General features: G+C 56.8%; 3 protein-coding genes. All 3 read left to right on the forward strand.

The window, feature by feature from the left end:
* Positions 1-8 precede the first annotated feature (8 nt).
* The 3 genes from NSS79_RS09520 to fabD all read left to right on the forward strand — a co-directional run bounded on the left by NSS79_RS09520 (position 9) and on the right by fabD (position 20,357).
* A complete protein-coding gene (locus NSS79_RS09520) occupies positions 9-10,814 on the forward strand; it encodes an amino acid adenylation domain-containing protein (protein WP_342439156.1) in 10,806 nt (3,601 codons plus the stop codon).
* A gap of 154 nt (positions 10,815-10,968) precedes the next feature.
* Positions 10,969-18,726: an amino acid adenylation domain-containing protein gene (locus tag NSS79_RS09525; protein ID WP_342439157.1), complete on the forward strand. Its 7,758-nt coding sequence runs from the start codon at positions 10,969-10,971 to the stop codon at positions 18,724-18,726.
* A gap of 374 nt (positions 18,727-19,100) precedes the next feature.
* Positions 19,101-20,357, forward strand: a complete 1,257-nt coding sequence (gene fabD, locus NSS79_RS09530; RefSeq protein ID WP_342440335.1) for an ACP S-malonyltransferase — start codon at positions 19,101-19,103, stop codon at positions 20,355-20,357.
* Positions 20,358-20,373: the final 16 nt, after the last annotated feature.

Below are 20,373 nucleotides of genomic sequence, written 5' to 3' on the forward strand. Positions count from 1 at the left end.
CTACTTGTATGAGACCGTTAAGCGGGAGCGAATCTGCATTTCCATTAACGCACGCACAGAAGAGAATTTGGATGATGGAGCAGCATTATCCTGACACTTCGCTCAATAATATAACGCTGTATTTTATTTTTAAAGGAGAAGCGAATTTAGAGTGGATTGAAGCAGCCATCCACTATAATCTTAGCAACCACGCAGGCTTTGGATTGCGAATCTCCCGCAACCAGGACGGTGAGCCCTATCAATATTATGTGCCCCATCATAAAACCCCGTTCCCACTAATCGATTTCAGTACTTCAAATAACCCTAATGAGGCGCTTGAGCTTTGGACGCAGCAGCAAGCGGCAATCCCCTTCCAATTCGAGAATAACCCTTTATATTACGTAGCCCTCTTCAAAATCAGTGACGATGAGTTGGGATATTTAATCAAGGCACATCACATCATTGCTGATGGATGGTCAGGGCAAGCATGGCTTCAAGATACACTGGAAATTTATGAAAAGCTGGCGAAAGGCGAAAACAATCCGGTTGGCAGGTCCAGCAATTTTCTTGATTTTGCAGATCATGAAGAAAATTATTTAAGGTCTAACCGGTACATAAAAGACAAGCAGTTTTGGTTAAACCGTTATCAGAACTTTGAGTCCCCCACGATTATGGGAACTTCCAAAGGGGTCACCAGTGATTCGGCCGGTACACGGAAATCATTCCTACTGAACAAAGAGCTTTCTGACCAGATCAGGGGAAAACTTGATGAGAACCGGGTTTCACTAAACGCCTGGTTTGTTTCGTTAATGCTCGCCTATTTGAATCGGACTACAGGGCAAAGCGACTTAGTCATTGGGACTCCGGTCTTAAACCGTTCCGGAGTGAAAGAAAAATCTGTAATTGGTATGTTTGCCAGTACGATGCCGCTTCGGGTTCAAGTCAATGCTATGCAGAGCTTCGACTCGTTTAGCAGGGAAGTACAGCAGGAATTGATGTCATGTTACTTTCATCAAAAATATCCTTACGATAATCTGGTGCAAGAATTAGAACTGCGCAAAAGGGGAATAGATCAGCTATTTTCTGTTGTTGTAAATAATCTTGGCACCAGACTTGTGACGAATTTGGCAAACCTGACTGTAAAAGCGAACGAGGTTTACAATGGGCATCAATTTTATCCATTTCAGCTTATGATTAAAGACTGGTCTCTGACTGGTGAACTCGAATTGGCTTTTGATTACAAAGCTGACCATTCGGATGGAATTGTAGAACAGATATTTAGCTCTTTTAATGTCATGCTTCAGGATATCCTTGGGGAGCCTAGTCTCATGATGCAAGATATCCGTCTATTAGATGAAGAGGGGACCCGTCAACTTACAGTTGGATTCAACGACACGGCGGCGGAGTATCCGCGGGAAGCGACAATCCACGGTCTGTTCGAGGAGCAGGTGGAGAAGTCGCCGGATGCGGTGGCGGTTGTTTACGGGGAACAGCAGCTCACTTATACGGAGCTGAATGCGCGGGCGAATCAGCTGGCGTGGACGCTGCGCGGGCAAGGTGTGGGGCCGGACCGTATTGTGGCGATCATGGCGGAACGCTCGCTGGAACTGATTGTAGGGATCTATGGCATCCTGAAGGCCGGCGGGGCGTACTTGCCGATCGATCCGGCATACCCGAAAGAGCGCATCCAATACATGCTCGGGGACAGCGGCGCGGAAGCGCTGCTGATTGACGCTGGCCTTGATCCATGCGGATTTGAGGGCGCGGTCATCGAGTTGACTTCCAGAAGGCATGCACAATCCGTGGCCAACCCGCCGCTAGAGCTGGATTCCCGGCATTTGGCGTATGTGATGTATACCTCGGGGACCACAGGCAACCCCAAAGGGGTCATGATGGAGCATCGCGCGGTTATTAACCGCCTGCAGTGGATGCAGAATTGGTACCGCATCGGAGAAGAAGATGTCATTCTGCAGAAGACGCCGATAACGTTCGACGTTTCGGTGTCGGAGCTGTTCTGGTGGGGAATGACCGGGTCCCGGGTCTGCATGCTTTCGCCGCAGGGAGAGAAAGATCCAGCGGTGCTGGCCGAAACCATCGAGCGTCACGGGGTCACGGTGATGCATTTTGTGCCGTCGATGCTAAGCGTCTTCCTGGAGCAGACCGGGCAAGCATTTAGCCCGGAGAAGCTCGGCAGCTTGCGCCGGGTATTTGCCAGCGGAGAAGCGTTGAAGCCGCAGCATGTGGCCGGTTTCTACAAGTTAATGGAAGGGAGCGGAGCCACGCTTCACAACCTGTACGGGCCGACGGAAGCAGCTGAGGTTTCTTATTTTGATTGCAAGCCACTCATCGCGGAAGCGGCGGTGCCGATCGGCAAGCCGCTTGCCAATACGCAGCTGTACATTGTAGGTGACGACTTGCAGCTGAAGCCGATGGGCACCGCTGGTGAGCTGTATATCGCGGGGGACGGTCTGGCGCGGGGTTACTTCAACCGGCCGGACCTGACGGCGGAGAAATTCGTGGACAACCCGTTCGAGCCGGGGACGCGGATGTACCGGACCGGGGATTTGGCGAGATGGCTGCCGGACGGCAATGTGGAGTACCTGGGCCGGATCGACCATCAAGTGAAGATCCGCGGCTACCGGATCGAGTGCGGGGAGATCGAAGCACAGCTTATGGCGCATGCGCATGTCCGCGAAGCGGTGGTCATGGCCCGCGAGGATGGTCAAGGACAGGCGTACTTGTGCGCGTATCTTGTAAGCGACGAATCCGTTCCGGTACCGGAGCTGCGGGCGCAACTGGCAACACAGCTGCCGGATTACATGATCCCGTCCTACTTTGTGGAGCTGGAGAAGCTGCCGCTGACCCCTAACGGCAAAGTCGACCGCAAGGTGCTGCCGGCGCCGGACCGGGAGGCGTACAGCGAAGGCTATGAAGCGCCGCGGGATGCGCTGGAGACGCAATTAGCGGAGTTGTTCGCAGAGGTGCTGGGGATAAACGAAGTCGGCATCGGCGATTCGTTCTTTGAGCGCGGCGGTCACTCGCTGAAAGCGATGACGCTGGTGTCGCGCATTCATCAGCAGCTGGCGGTGGAGCTGCCGCTGCGGGAGCTGTTCGCGCGTCCGACGGTGAAGGCGTTGGCGGTCTATGTGCGCAGCACGGAGGAAAGCGGCTACGGCCGGATCGAGCCGGCAGCGGCGCAGGCATCGTACCCGCTGTCTTCGGCGCAGCGGCGGCTATACGTGCTGCATGAGGTGGAGCCGGAGAGCACGCGCTACAACATGCCGGGTGTCATGGAGCTAACAGGGCAGGTGGATGCGGATCGGTTGAAGGAAGCGATTCGCTCGGTTATCGCCCGTCACGAATCGCTGCGCACGTCGTTCAGGTGGATTGACGGCGAACCGAGACAACAGGTATACGAAGATGTGTCGTTTGAATGGGGATGCCGGGAGGCAGATGAAGTGCAAGCTCGGGAGCTCATCCGGAACTTCGTGCGGCCGTTCGCCTTGGATCAGGCGCCGCTGCTGCGGGCTGGGCTGCTGCGGCTGGCAGAGGAGCACTATTGGCTGGTGTGGGACATGCATCATATCGTGTCGGACGGCGTGTCGCTGAACCTTCTGGTGTCGGACCTCATGGCGGCGTATGCCGGCGGGGAGCTGACGCCGCTGCGGATCCAGTACAAGGACTACGCGGTCTGGCAGCAGGACACGCTCGGGGTAGAGCGGATGCAAGGGCATGAGGCGTACTGGCTGTCGGTCTATGCGGAGGAAGTGCCGGTGCTGGAGCTGCCGGCCGACCGGACGCGTCCGGCGGTGCCAAGCAGTGAAGGCGGGCAGGTTCATGCGCAGATCAGCGCGGACGTAGCTGAGGTCCTAAAACGAATTGCCGCAGAGACCGGAGCCACGCTGTACATAGTGCTGCTGGCCGCCTATAACGTGTGGCTGCACAAGTACACGGGGCAGACCGACATTGTGGTCGGGACGCCGGTGTCGGGACGGACGCATGGTGATACGGAGCCGATGATCGGGATGTTCGTGAACACGCTGGCACTGCGCAACGCCCCGTCCGGGGAGAAGTGGTTTATGGACTTCGTGCGCGAAGTGAAGGAGCGGACGCTGACGGCATTCGAGCATCAGGATTACCCGTTCGAGGAACTGGTAGAGAAGCTGAACGTACGGCGCGATATGAGCCGCAATCCCTTATTCGACACGATGCTGGTGCTGCAGAACATGGAGCAGGCGCGCTTTACCCTGGCGGATGTTGACGTTCGTCCGGTCGAGCTGGAGCACTGGGCGGCGAAGTTTGACCTGACGCTGAACGTCGCGGAGAGTGAGCAAGGACTTCAGCTGTTGCTGGAATACAGCAGCGCGCTGTTTAATGAGGAGACAGCTGGGCGGTACCTGATGCACTTCGTGCAGCTCTTGTCCCAAATCGCCGGGCAGCCGGAAGCAAGCATTGGGTCGTATGAGCTTGTCACGCCAGAGGAGAAGCAAGAGCTGCTGCATGCGTTCAACGACACGGCGGCGGAGTATCCGCAGGAAGCGACGATCCACGGTCTGTTCGAAGAGCAGGTGGAGAAGACGCCGCATGCGGTGGCGGCCGTGTACGGGGATCAGCAGTTGACCTATGCGGAGCTGAACGCGCGGGCGAACCAGCTGGCGTGGACGCTGCGCGGGCAAGGTGTGGGGCCGGAAACGATTGTAGCGATGATGGCAGAACGCTCGCTGGAGCTGATGGTAGGGCTTTATGGCATCCTGAAGGCCGGCGGGGCATACTTGCCGATTGATCCGGCGCTGCCGGCCGAACGCATCCGGTATATGCTCGGGGACAGCGGCGCGGCAGTACTGCTGATTCAGCCCGGCCAGGATTCCTGCGGATTTGAGGGGACGGTCATCGAGTTGACGCCTGGAGGGCAAGCACAATCCGGGGCCAACTCGGAGCTGGAGCTGAATTCCCGGCGATTGGCGTATGTGATCTATACCTCAGGGACCACAGGCAACCCCAAAGGGGTGATGATTGAGCATCGCGCGGTTATTAACCGCCTGCAATGGATGCAGAATCGCTACCCCATCGGAGAAGGGGACGTCATTCTGCAGAAGACGCCGATAACATTCGATGTTTCGGTGTGGGAGCTGTTCTGGTGGGGCATGACCGGGGCCAAGGTCTGCTTGCTTCCGCCGCAGGGAGAGAAAGATCCGGCGGTGCTGGCCGAAACGATAGAACTTCACGGCATCACGGTGATGCATTTTGTGCCGTCGATGCTGAGCGTCTTCCTGGAGCAGGCCGGGCAAGCATTTAGCCCGGAGAAGCTGGGCAGCTTGCGCCGGGTATTTGCCAGCGGGGAAGCGTTGAAGCCGCAGCATGTGAGCGGGTTCTACAAGTTAATGGAAGGGAGCGGAGCCACGCTTCACAACCTGTACGGGCCGACGGAGGCCACGGTCGATGTCGCGTATTACGACAGCGCTCCGACCTTTGCGAAAGCGGCGGTGCCGATCGGAGGGCCGATCGCCAATACGCAGCTGTACATTGTGAACGACAACCGGCAGCTGCAGCCGATAGGCGTCGCGGGTGAACTATGTATAGCGGGCGACGGTCTGGCCCGGGGCTATCTGAACCGGCCGGAGCTGACGGCGGAGAAATTCATCGACAACCCGTTCGAGCCGGGTGCGCGGATGTACCGGAGCGGGGATTTGGCGAGATGGCAGCCGGACGGCAATCTGGAGTACCTGGGCCGGATCGACCATCAGGTGAAGATCCGCGGCTACCGGATCGAGTGCGGGGAGATCGAGATGCAGCTCATGGCGCATGCGCATATCCGCGAAGCGGTGGTCATGGCCTGCGAGGACGAGCAAGGGCAGGCGTACTTATGTGCGTATCTCGTAAGTGATGAAGCGGTTCCGGTACGGGAGCTGCGGGCGCAACTGGCAACACAGCTGCCGGATTACATGATCCCCTCCTATTTTGTGGAGCTGGAGAAGCTGCCGCTGAACTCTAACGGCAAGGTGGACCGGAAGGCGCTGCCGGCGCCGGACCGGGAGGCGTACAGCGAAGGCTATGAAGCGCCGCGGGATGCGCTGGAGACGCAATTGGCGGAGTTGTTCGCAGGAGTGCTGGGGGTAAACGAAGTCGGCATCGGTGATTCGTTTTTCGAGCGCGGCGGTCACTCGCTGAAAGCGATGACGCTGGTGTCGCGCATTCATCAGCAGCTGGCGGTGGAGCTGCCGCTGCGGGAGCTGTTCGCACGCCCGACGGTGAAGGCGTTGGCGGTCTATGTGCGCAGCACGGAGGAAAGCGGCTATGGCCGGATCGAACCGGTGAAGCCGGGCAAGGATTATCCGTTGTCTTCGGCGCAGCGGCGGCTATACGTGCTGCATGAGGTGGAGCCGGAGAGCACGCGCTACAACATGCCGGGGGTTATGGAGCTAACAGGGCAGGTGGATGCGGATCGGCTGGAGGAAGCGATTTGCTCGGTTATCGCCCGTCACGAATCGCTGCGCACGTCGTTCACGTGGATCGACGGCGAACCGAGACAACAAGTACACGAAGACGTGGTGTTTGAATGGGTATGCCGGGATGCAGATGAAGGGCAAGCCCCGGAACTCATCCGGAATTTTGTGCAACCGTTCGCACTCGGTCAGGCGCCGCTGCTGCGTGCCGGGTTGCTGCGACTGGCAGAGGAGCACTATTGGCTGGTGTGGGATATGCATCATATCGTGTCGGACGGCGTGTCGATGAACCTTCTGGTGTCGGACTTCATGGCGGCGTATGCCGGCGAAGAGCTGGAGCCGCTGCGGATCCAGTACAAGGACTACGCGGTCTGGCAGCAGGGCACGCTCGGGGTGGAGCGGATGCAAGGGCATGAGGCGTACTGGCTGTCGGTCTATGCGGAGGAAGCGCCGGTGCTGGAGCTGCCGGCCGACCGGACGCGTCCGGCGGTGCCAAGCAGTGAAGGCGGGCAGGTTCATGCGCAGATCAGCGCGGACGTAGCCGAGGAGTTGAAGCAGATTGCCGCAGAGACCGGAGCCACGCTGTACATGGTACTGCTGGCTGCCTATAACGTGTGGCTGCACAAGTACACGGGGCAGAGCGACATCGTGGTTGGCACGCCGGTGTCTGGACGGACGCATGGTGATACGGAGCCGATGATCGGGATGTTCGTGAATACGCTGGCGCTGCGCAACGCCCCGTCCGGGGAGAAGCGGTTTATGGACTTTTTGCGCGAAGTGAAGGAGCGGACGCTGGCGGCGTTTGAGCATCAGGACTATCCGTTCGAGGAACTGGTAGAGAAGCTGAACGTACGGCGCGATATGAGCCGCAACCCCATGTTTGACACGATGCTGGTACTGCAGAACATGGAGCAGGCGCGCTTTACCCTGGCGGATGTTGACGTACGTCCGGTCGAGCTGAACCACCGGGCGACGAAGTTTGACTTAACGCTGAACGTCGCGGATGGCGAGCAAGGACTTCAGCTGTTGCTGGAATACAGCAGCGCACTGTTCAACGGGGAGACAGCCGGGCGGTACCTGATACACTTCGTGCAGCTCTTGTCGCAAATCACCGGGCAGCCGGAAGCAAGCATCGGCTCGTATGAGCTTGTCACGCCAGAGGAGAAAGAGCAGCTGTTGCACGGGTTCAACGACACGGCGGCGGAGTATCCGCGGGAAGCGACGATCCACGGTCTGTTCGAAGAGCAGGTGGAGAAGACGCCGGATGCGGTGGCGGTCGTGTACGGGGATCAGCAGCTGACCTATGCGGAGCTGAACGCGCGGGCGAACCAGCTGGCGTGGACGCTGCGCGGGCAAGGTGTGGGGACAGAAACGATTGTAGCGGTTATGGCGGAACGCTCGCTGGAACTGATGGTAGGGCTTTATGGCATCCTGAAGGCCGGCGGGGCGTACTTGCCGATCGATCCGGCGCTGCCGGCCGAACGCATCCGGTATATGCTCGGGGACAGCGGCGCGGCAGTACTGCTGATTCAGCCCGGCCAGGATTCATGCGGATTTGAGGGGACGGTCATCGAGTTGACGCCTGGAGGGCAAGCACAATCCGAGGCCAATCCGCCGTTAGAGCCGGATTCCCGGTGTTTGGCGTATGTGATCTATACCTCGGGGACCACTGGCAACCCGAAAGGGGTCATGATTGAGCATTGCGCGGTCATCAACCGCTTGCAATGGATGCAGAATCGCTACCCCATCGGAGAACAGGACCTCATATTGCAGAAGACGCCGATAACGTTCGACGTTTCGGTGTGGGAGCTGTTCTGGTGGGGAATGACCGGGGCCCGGGTCTGCATGCTTCCGCCGCAGGGAGAGAAAGACCCAGTGCTGCTGGCCGAAACGATCAAGCATCACGGGGTCACGGTTATGCATTTTGTGCCGTCAATGCTGAGCGTCTTCCTGGAGCAGGCGGGACAAGCGTTTAGCCCGGAGAAGCTGGGCAGCTTGCGCCGGGTATTTGCCAGCGGGGAAGCGTTGAAGCCGCAGCATGTAAGCGGGTTCTACAAGTTAATGGAAGGGAGCGGAGCCACGCTTCACAACCTGTACGGGCCGACGGAGGCCACGGTCGATGTCGCGTATTACGACAGCGCTTCGACTTTCGCGGAAGCGGCGGTACCGATTGGGGGGCCGATCGCCAATACGCAGCTGTACATTGTGAACGACAACTGGCGGCTGCAGCCGATGGGCGTCGCGGGTGAACTGTGCATCGCGGGGGACGGTCTGGCGCGGGGTTACTTCAACCGGCCGGAGCTGACGACGGAGAAATTCGTAGACAACCCGTTCGAGCCGGGGACGCGGATGTACCGGACCGGCGATTTGGCGAGATGGCTGCCGGACGGCAACCTGGAGTACTTGGGCCGGATCGACCATCAAGTGAAGATCCGCGGCTACCGGATCGAGTGCGGGGAGATCGAGACGCGGCTTCTGGCGCATGCGCATATCCGCGAAGCGGTGGTTATGGCCCGCGAGGACGAGCAAGGGCAGGCGTACTTGTGTGTGTATCTCCTAAGTGATGAAACTGTTCCGGTTGCAGAACTACGTGCGCACCTGGCGGCACAGCTGCCGGATTACATGATACCGTCTTATTTTGTGGAGCTGGAGAAGCTGCCGCTCAGCCCTAACGGCAAGGTCGACCGCAAGGCGCTGCCGGAGCCGCAAGGACGGATGCAGGCGGGAAGTGAATATGTGGCGCCGCGCAGCAAGACGGAGGCGAAGCTGGCAACGATTTGGCAGGACGTGCTCCAAGTCGGACAAGTCGGGATCCAAGACAACTTCTTCGAACTGGGCGGGGATTCGATCAAAGCCGTTCAGATCGCCGCGCGGCTGCGGGGGCATGGGCTGCACTTGGGGATCCGCGATCTGTTCCGGTATCCGACGATCATGGAGCTGAGTCCGCATGTGCAGAAGTTGGCGCGGCAGATCGATCAGCGTCCGGTAGAAGGCGAAGTACGATTAACTCCGATCCAGCAAGGGTTGTTTGAACGGTCGCCGCAGCTGCCGCACCATTATAACCAGGCGGTCATGCTGCATCGCCGGGGCGGATTCGACGAAGGTGTCCTGCACCGTGTGTTTGAACGGATCGCCCAGCATCATGATGCGCTGCGGATGAGGTATCGGGAAGAAGCTACGGGCATGGTGCAGTGGAGCCGTGGGCCACTAGAGGCGAGTTTCGGGCTGGACGTGATCGACTTGCGCGGGGAAAACGGCGTGGACACACGGATTGCGACGGAAGCCGAGCGGCTGCAGCGGGGGCTGCACCTGGAGCAGGGGCCGCTGATACGCCTGGGGCTGATGAAAACCGGCGAGGGCGATCATCTGCTGATCGTCATCCACCATCTGGTGGTGGACGGGGTGTCGTGGCGGATCCTGTTCGAAGATGTGCAGACCGGTTATGAGCAGGCGGAGCGGGGCGAGGAGATCCGCTTTCCGGAGAAGACGGACGCGTTCCAGACGTGGTCGGAGGCACTGGCGCGTTATGCGGACAGTGAGGAACAGCTGAATGAAATCGCTTATTGGAAGCGAATCGAGGAGACGCCGGCTGCGGCGCTGCCAGCGGACGAAGGGCTCAAGGAAGCGGAGCGAACCGGCGGAGCGGTGAGCATCCGGCTGTCACGGGAAGAGACGGCGCAGTTATTGAACCAGGCGGGCCGGGCGTACTATACGGAAATCAACGACATCCTGCTGACGGGGCTGGGCCTGGCGCTGCAGGAATGGACCGGCGAGCGGCGGTTTGTGGTGGACCTGGAAGGGCATGGCCGGGAAGAGATCGGGGAAGCGGTGGATGTCAGCCGTACGGTGGGCTGGTTTACAACGATAGTGCCGACGCTGCTTGACCTGGGGGCATGCGAGACGTTGTCCGACTGCATCAAGGCGGTGAAAGAAGGGCTGCGCAGCGTACCGAACAAAGGGCTCGGGTATGGCGTACTGAAGTATATGACAGCAGCGGAGCACAAACAGGAGTTGACGTTCGACCTTCGCCCGGAGATCTGCTTCAACTACTTGGGCCAGCTGGACCGGGACGTGACCACTGGCGTATTCGAAACGTCGGTGTACGGGACGGGCACCAGCATCGACCCGAACCTCCCCAGTGAGTACAAGCTGAGCCTGAACGGGATGGTGATCGGCGGGGAGCTCGTGTTTACGTGCGACTATGCGGCAGACGTGTACCGGAGGGAAACGGTGGAATGCTGGATGGCGTGTTATGCGGAACAGCTTCGCAGACTGATTGCCCACTGCATGGGGCAGGCGCACAGCGAGAAGACCGCGAGCGATTTTAGTTCTAGTGGATTAGATATTGATGAAGTAGAGAACATTTACTCATTGCTTGAACAAATAGACTAGGAAAAAAAGGGTTAACAGAAGGGGGAGAGATAAAAACATCTCCCCTAACGTTGTTATTGAAGAGAACGAGGTACCAAGTATCTAAACTAAATGGTCGGAGGAATTAGCCCAGGTTTTATAATAGCGTCTCTAAACAACTTGCCGGGAGGTAAACATGAGTAGAAGAAGAGACTCGATAAAAGACATCTATTATCTTACGCCGATGCAAGAAGGTATGTTATTTCATTCTTTGCTTCACAAATCAAATGAGTATTTTGAACAATATACTTTGGAGCTTGCAGGTGATTTAAATGTAACCCTAGTTAATCAATCCTTTGCGAAGCTGATTGAGCGATACGATATACTTCGAACCATCTTCGTCTGGGAAAAGGTGAAGAAATCTGTTCAAGTCGTAGTAAAAAATCAAAAGACGGACTTGATTTTCGAAGATATTTCTCAGTTGAGTGAAAATGAAAAGTCTAGGTATGTGAACGAGTACATGCAAAATGATCGAGATGAGGGCTTTGACCTATTGAGGGGGCCTTTAATTCGATTAGCTGTTCTAAAAAAGGATTCTGATTCACACATAATGATTTGGAGCTTCCACCATATTTTGATGGATGGTTGGTGTGTAAGCATTCTTATGCAGGAATTTATGCATATATATCAATGCTTGAAGACTAAGCAGCCCATTCGACTTGACACGCCAATACAATTTAACAGTTACATGCAATGGCTTGAAAAGCAGGACGGGGAAGCGGCGCGGCAGTACTGGAGCCGGTACTTGGCAAACTATGAGCAACAGGCGAGTGTGCCGCGAGCGCTTTGGACAGCAGGGCATGCGGGAGCCGAGCCGCAGGAGCATGCCTTCCGTCTGGATCGGGGGATGACCCGGGAGCTGGAGCAGTTGGCCCGCCAGGCACAGGTGACGCTGAACACAGTGATGCAGACGATCTGGGGACTGCTATTGCAGAAGTACAACCAGAGCGGTGATGTGGTATTCGGGACTGTCGTATCGGGGAGACCGGCGGAAGTTCCGGGAATCGAACGGATGATCGGCCTGTTTATCAATACGACGCCGGTACGGGTCAGCAGTTCCCCCGACCAGAGCGTAACGGCGCTGCTGCAGCAGGTGCAGGAAGCGGCGCTGGCGTCGGAATCACACAGCTATTATCCGCTGTATGAGATTCAGGGGCTGAGCGCGCTGAAGCAAGGATTGATTGATCATATTTTGGTGTTCGAGAACTATCCGATTGCTGAAGCGATTGGCCAAGCAGGCGGAACGGACGAGGCTGCGTTTGGGATCCGTGACGTTGAAGTATTTGAGCAGACGAATTATGACCTAACCGTCGTGCTAGCCCCGGGCGAAGCGTTGTCGATTGAATTCCGGTACAACGCCAAGGTATACGATGGAACATTCATCCGGCGAATGGAGGGACATATCCGAGAGATCGCGCAGCAAATGCTGGCGGATGCGCAGCGGCCGGTGGCCTCGATATCGCTTGTCACGGCGGAGGAAAAGCAAGAGCTGCTGCATGCGTTCAACGACACGGCGGCGGAGTATCCGCGGGAAGCGACGATTCACGGCCTGTTTGAGGAACAGGTGAAGAAGACGCCGGATGCGGTGGCGGCCGTGTACGGGGATCAGCAGCTGACCTATGCGGAGCTGAACGCGCGGGCGAACCAGCTGGCGTGGACGCTGCGCGGGCAAGGTGTGGGGCCGGACCGTATCGTGGCGATCCTGATGGATCGCTCGGTGGAGATGCTCGTCGGGATGCTCGGCATCCTGAAGGCCGGCGGGGCGTACTTGCCGATCGATCCGGATTATCCGGCTGAGCGAATCGCCTATACGCTGGCGGACAGCGGAGCGCAGTGGCTGGTGACGACCCGTGACGTCGAGCTTCGGACACCGGCGCTTCCGTTCGCGGGATGCCGGGTATATGCCTTAGAAACGGAGCTGATGCCCGCGGAGAATCCGCCGCAGGCGACGAGGCCGGAGCATCTGGCCTACGTGATCTATACCTCAGGGACGACTGGAAAGCCGAAAGGGACGATGATTACGCACCGGAACGTGGTGCGGCTGTTGTTCAACGACCGCATGGCGTTTGATTTCAACGAACGGGATGTGTGGACGTTGTTCCACTCGTATTGCTTCGATTTCTCGGTATGGGAAATGTACGGAGCGCTGCTTTATGGAGGCAAGCTGGTTGTTGTGCCGCTGATGACGGCGAGGGACCCGGAGCAGATGGTGCGGCTGCTGCGGCAGGAGCGGGTGACGGTGTTGAATCAGACGCCAAGCGCGTTTTATGCGTTGTCAGAGCGGGAAATGGAAGAGGCGGACGCGGAGCTGTGCGTGCGAGCCGTGATCTTTGGCGGAGAAGCGCTGGCGCCGGTCCAGTTGCGGGCATGGCGGCGGAAGTATCCCCGTACGGAATTGATCAACATGTACGGGATCACGGAAACGACCGTGCACGTGACGTACAAGAAGCTTGGAGAGGCGGAGATCACAAGCGGCATCAGCAACATCGGCAAGCCGCTCCCGACGCTGCGGGCCTATATTCTGGGCGAAGGGCAGCAACTGCAGCCGATGGGCGTCGCGGGGGAGCTGTGCATCACGGGCGACGGACTGGCACGGGGTTATTTAAACCGGCCGGAATTGACGGCGGAGAAATTCGTAGACAACCCGTTCGAGCCGGGGACGCGGATGTACCGGAGCGGGGATTTGGCGAGATGGCTGCCGGACGGCAACCTGGAGTACCTGGGCCGGATCGACCATCAAGTGAAGATCCGCGGCTACCGGATCGAGTGCGGGGAAATTGAGGTGCGGCTTCTGGCGCATGCACAGATCCGCGAAGCGGTGGTCATGGTCCGCGAGGACGAGCAAGGGCAGGCATACTTGTGCGCGTATCTCGTAAGTGACAAAGCCGTTCCGGTACGGGAGCTGCGGGCGCAACTGGCAACACAGCTGCCGGATTACATGATCCCGTCCTACTTTGTGGAGCTGGAGAAGCTGCCGCTGAGCCCTAACGGCAAGGTGGAGCGCAAGGCGCTGCCGGCGCCGCAAGGGCTGGTGCAGGCGGGAAAGGAATACGAAGCGCCAAGCACGCCGACGCAGCGGCAACTGGCGGAGATTTGGCAGGAAGTGCTGGGAGCGGAGCAGGTCGGCGTCCACGATAACTTCTTTGTGCTGGGCGGCGACTCGATCAAGGCGATCCGCCTCGTCAGCCGGATGAATTGCGACATGGAGGCGGATCTCCCGTTAAGAGAGTTGTACCTGCATCAGACCATCGGAGAGTTGGCTGAGCTTTTGGCGCAGGAGCACAAGCCGAACCGGCAGCTGGAGTTGGGGCGGGAGATGCTGGAGCAGATGAAGCGGCGCATCATGGAGGATTCCGAGCAGGCGAAGCACCTGCCGGAGGATTACGAGGACGTGTATCCGCTTAGCAAAATTCAACAGAGCATGGTGTTCTACTCGAGATTGCGGCCGGAGGAGCCGATCTACCACGATCAGTTTTTGCATCACCTCAGGATCGTGTCGGCGGACCGGTTCGCAGAAGCACTGCAGCGGTTATCCGATAGGCATCCGATTCTGCGCACCACCTTCGATCTCACGCATTTCGAGGAAGAGGTCCAGCTTGTGCACGCCCGGATCGTGCCAGAGCTTTCGGTGGAAGATGTCTCCTCATTTAGCCGTGAGGAGCAGGAGCGCGTCATCCGCGCGCATATCGAACAAGACCAGCGCAACTTGTTCCGGTTCGACGGCAAGGTGCTGTGGCGAGTTCGCTTGTTCCGGATGAATACACAGCATGATTATTGCATGGTGTTTACGGTCCACCATGCGATTCTGGACGGATGGAGCGTGGCATCCTTCCAGCAGGAGTTTGCAGGCATTTATCAGCAACTGCTGCAGGGAGAGCCGGCGGAGGTCAAGCCGCTGGATAGCAATTACAAGGATTATGTGGCCATCAACCGGTTCCGGGAGAGCGACGAGGAGAGCCGGCAATATTGGATCCGCGAATTGGCGGGGTATACCCGCAACAAGCTGCCGTTTAACTACGCGGGCAAGAAGAGGGACCGCGGAGCGGCCAGCAAAATTTACCGCAGGCCACTGAGCAGCACGCTGCTGGGAGCCTTGAAGCGGCAGGCGAAGCGGTACGGTTGTACCGTCAAGGAGCTGTGCTTGAGCGCGCACGTGTATTTGCTGGGCATCCTGACGACGGAGGAAGAGATTGTCACGGGCGTGGTCAGCCACGACCGGCCGGCCATCGAAGATGCAGACAAAGTATTAGGCTGCTTCCTCAATACGGTGCCGATCCGCATGGGGCTAGCGCGCGAAGTGTCCAAGCGGGAACTGGTGAACCGTACAAAAAGGCAGCTTGGGCAAATGAAGGCGCATGAACTGTTTCTGGCCGACATTGCCCAGGCAATTGGTGAAGTATCGAGTCCGTCCGTCAACCCGATCTTCGATACGCTGTTTAACTATACGGATTTCCATGTGCTGGAGGAGATGGGGCCGGGGCAAGAGCTGGCATCGGAGATGGCGGCGCTGAGCTTGGAAGCAAACGAAATGACGAATACGTGGTTTGATCTGGAAGTATCGCAATACTTTAACAGGCTGAACATGCAGATCAAATATGCGCCAGCTTATTTTGAGGATCGGGAGATCGAAACGGCGTTCGTTTGGTACGAACGAATCCTTGAGGCCCTATGTGACGAGGAGACCGATATCTTGTCGGTAGAGCGCCTGATGGCGATTGCGGAACGGCAAGATATTGTGTACGAATGGAACCGGACGGATATGCCGTACGCAGCAGAGAAGACGCTGCACCAACTGTTCGAGGAACAAGCGGCGAGGACACCCGGGCGGACCGCTTTAAACTGGAACGGCCAGCCATTGACCTACCGGGAGCTGGACGAGCGGTCGAACCGGTTGGCGCGGCGGCTGCGGGCCCAGGGGGTGAAACTCAATGATCATGTCGGGCTGATGACCGGGCGGGGTTTTGAGATGATCGTCGGCATGCTGGCGATTCTGAAAGCCGGCGCGGCGTATGTACCGATGGATCCGGACTACCCGCAAAGCCGGATCGCACATATGATCAGCCATGCGGGAGTGAGCGTCGTTGTCGTCGATCAGGCGTATGCAGAAGCGCCTGCGCTATTCGTCGACAGCCGGGACCCTTCGCTGATTGAGCATTCCAGTGAGCCGCTTCGCCTTGCCAAAGATTCGCACGAGTTGGCGTACATTATTTACACCTCTGGCTCAACCGGAGAGCCGAAGGGCGTCATGATTGAGCATCATTCGGCAGTGAACCTGGTCAGCTGGGTCAATCAGGAATTTGGCGTGCATGAGGAAGACCGGCTGTTGTTCATCACGTCGATGTGCTTCGACTTGTCGGTGTATGACATTTTTGGACCGCTGGCGGCAGGCGCCCAGATTGTGATTGCAAGCCGGGAGCAGGTGCAGGATCCCAAGCAGATGCAGCAGTTGCTGGAAGAGGAAGCCATTACGATTTGGGACTCGGTGCCGACGACGCTGAATCATGTGCTGCATGGCCTAGAGGAACAGGAGGAGGCGATCAGCCAGAAGGCTTTACGGCTGGCGCTGGTGAGCGGGGACTGGATTCCGGTCGATTTGGCGGAACGCGCGAAGGCATACTTCCCGAACGTCCAAGTGATAGGACTTGGGGGTGCGACGGAAGCCACCGTATGGTCCAACTACTATCCGATCCAGGAAGTTACGGCGGATCAAACGGGCATTCCGTACGGAAAGCCGCTGGCGAACAATACCTTCTACATTCTGGACGCAGATCGGCATCCGGTGCCGTACGGGGTGGCCGGCGAGCTGTATATCGGGGGAGTGGGCGTAGCCAGAGGCTATTTGAACGATCCGGCGAAGACAAGCGCATCGTTTATGGCCAATCCGTTTGTGCCGCAGGGGCGGATGTACCGGACGGGGGACATGGGGCGCATGCTGCCGGACGGCAACATGGAGTTCCTGGGACGCCAAGATTACCAGGTGAAGATCCGCGGCTACCGGGTGGAACTGGGAGAAATCGAGAACCAGTTGCTGAAGCATGAGGCGGTCCGCGAAGCGGTGGTGATCGCCCGGGAGGATGCGGCCGGCGGGAAATACTTGTGCGCGTACGTGGTGCTGCAGGAGGAGACGGCTTCGGCGGAGATTCGGGAGCACCTCGGGCGGGCCCTGCCGTCCTATATGATACCGGGGTATATGATGCCGATGGAGCGCTTGCCGCTGACCCCTAACGGCAAGCTGAACCGTAAAGCGTTGCCGGAGCCGGATGCCAGAATGCATTCGGAAGAACGGTATGAGGCAGCGAGTACCGAGACGGAACGGAAGTTGCTTGGGATTTGGCAGGACGTGCTTGGCATAGAGAACATTGGGATGAGCGACGACTTTTTTGCAATCGGAGGGCACTCCTTGCGGGCAACCGCGCTGGTGTCCAAAATCCAGAAGACGATGAACGTAGAGCTGACGCTGCAGGACGTATTCCGACTGCCGACGATCAAGGAGCAGGCGCGGAAGATCGAGGGGATGTCGAAGATGGCATACAGCGCCATCGAACCGGCGAAACCGGGGAAGGATTATCCGCTGTCTTCGGCGCAGCGGCGGCTATACGTGCTGCATGAGGTGGAGCCGGAGAGCACGCGCTACAACATGCCGGGAGTCGTGGAGCTCACAGGGAAAATTGATGCGGATCGGCTGGAACAAGCGGTTCGCTCGGTCATCGCCCGTCACGAATCGCTACGCACGTCGTTCAGGTGGATCGACGGCGAACCGCGGCAACAGGTGCATGATGACGTAGCATTGGAATGGGTATACCGGGGTGCAGATGAAGCGCAGGCGCGGGAACTCACCCGGAGCTTCGTACGGCCGTTCGAACTGAGTCAGGCGCCGCTGCTGCGGGCCGGGCTGCTGCGGCTGGCGGAGGAGCGCCATTGGCTGGTGTGGGATATGCATCATATCGTGTCGGACGGCGTGTCGATGAACCTTCTGGTGTCGGACTTCATGGCGGCGTATGCCGGCGAAGAGCTGGAGCCGCTGCGGATCCAGTACAAGGACTACGCGGTCTGGCAGCAGGGCACGCTCGGGGTGGAGCAGATGCAAGGGCATGAAGCGTACTGGCTGTCGGCCTATGCGGAGGAAGCGCCGGTGCTGGAGCTGCCGGCCGACCGGACGCGTCCGGCGGTGCCAAGCAGCGAAGGCGGACAGGTTCATGCGCAGATCAGCGCGGACGTAGCTGAGGCCCTAAAACGAATTACCGCAGAGACCGGAGCCACGCTGTACATGGTACTGCTGGCCGCCTATAACGTGTGGCTGCACAAGTACACGAGGCAGACCGACATTGTGGTCGGGACGCCGGTGTCGGGACGGACGCATACGGATACGGAGCCGATGATCGGGATGTTCGTGAACACGCTGGCGCTGCGCAACGCCCCGTCCGGGGAGAAGCGGTTTATGGACTTCGTGCGCGAGGTGAAGGAGCGGACGCTGGTGGCGTTCGAGCATCAGGACTATCCGTTCGAGGAACTGGTAGAGAAGCTGAACGTGCGGCGCGATAGGAGCCGCAACCCGCTGTTTGACACGATGCTGGTGCTGCAGAACATGGAGCAATCGAGTCTCTATTTAACAGATATTGAGGTTCGCTCCGTTGAACAAGAGACTTCGACAACGAAGATGGATCTGACGATGATTGTTGTCGAAATCGAACAGGGCCTTCAATTATCTTTAGAGTATAGCCGGGATTTATTCGAGCATGGGACGGCGACGAGACTGCTTCAAGGATTTTGTGAACTTATCAAAGCCACGGCCACCGATCCTTCCGTTTGCATTAGAGAATTAAAAATGGAAATCTTTCAACATGAAAAAGAAGAGGAGGAAGACGAATTATTCGATATTATTCATTTTGAATAACAGGATCTGTTGTATTACTAGGGTTAATCTTCGGTAACAATGGCCAAGTCGGTTTATATGAATCTAGTTTCTGTGCTGATCGATAGTGTGTACTCTTTTATCTGAAATAGTTACAGAATTCTAGTTCCAGCGATGAAAAGCTTCGGAGCCATTGGCTTGGTAATTGATCTGGAAAGAAGCTGGAACTAGAATTCACAAAAATCAATTTCTAATTTTGTCAGATTTATTACATGCATAATTTCACGTTCCTATTCATTTTTTAATGCGAATGCATCGATTTTTGTGACTCTTCGATAAAAAACCGATAAAAGTTAATAATTTAACTTTATGGACATTAATGGATTTAATATAATGAGGTGTTGTATTTGTATAAAATGGCATTTATATTCCCTGGCCAAGGCTCGCAATATGTCGGGATGGGTCAAGCATGGCATTCAGCGTATCCTATCGCACGGGAATTATTCGAGATGGCCAACGATGCTCTTGGTTTCGATCTTAAAAAAATATGTTTCGAGGGAAGCACGCAAATACTTAGAAAGACGGAAATCGCCCAACCCGCAATTTTAACTGTAAGTTTGATTGCCTATCGCATAATACTTCAAGAGGTTGAAATTATGCAACCCGTCCTTGCGGGGCATAGCCTTGGAGAGATATCGGCGTTATGTGCAGCGGAAGCTATATCGTTTGCCGACGCAGTCAAGCTAGTGCATGCCAGAGGGAAATATATGCAAGAAGCGGTGCCGGAGGGCCGGGGTTTGATGTATGCCGTGGTTGGACTTTCATCAGAGCAAGTGAAGGAGATATGCAGGGAGATTTCGCTAAATATAGGGACCGTGGTGCCATCTAACTATAATGCCAGCAAACAAACTGTAATATCAGGGGTAAAGGGCGCAGTGGAAGAAGCAGCGATTTCCATGAAACATGCAGGTGCGCAAGTGATACCGTTAAAAGTCAGCGCGCCCTTTCACAGTCCGCTCATGGAACCGGCCTTAGCTCCGTTTCGCGAATTCTTGGGCGGACTTACACTTCATCCTTTGCAGCATCCAGTTGTCTCGAATGTTACAGGGGATTTTTACAAAAGTGAACAGGATATTATTCCGTTGCTCACTGACCAATTAATGAACCCCGTTTTGTGGACGGCTTGCATGAACAGGATGGCGACTCTGCCCGTTCAAGCATTTATCGATACGGGGCCTCGTGAAACACTAGGGCCGCTTTTGAAGGAACATTTTCCAGAAGCGAAGGTATATGCAACAGATTCCATCCATTCGACAATGCAAGAGTGTCTTGACAACCTGAGGGGTGATTCGGAGAGAAGTCATCTAAGAAGCACGGGTAATCTGATGGATAAATGCTTATCTATTGCCGTATGCACCAAAAATCACAATTCAAATGCGGATGAATATCAAAGAAATGTGATCGGGCCGTATAAGATGATCCAGAGAATGAAGGAAGAAATAACTGTTTCCGGAAAAGAACCAACATTAGAGCAGACAGAGAAAGTGCTACATCTGCTTCGGACTATTCTTAAAGGGAAGAAGCTGCCTGCCGATGAGCTGAAATTACGTTTGGAACAGGCGATTAACGAAACAGGTATGCCCGGTTTATTTCAAGGACTGCTGATGTTTTGACTGACTGGTAGAGATA

It is taken from the genome of Paenibacillus sp. FSL L8-0436, from assembly GCF_038593025.1.
In the GTDB taxonomy this organism is placed as follows: Bacteria; Bacillota; Bacilli; order Paenibacillales; family Paenibacillaceae; genus Paenibacillus_AQ.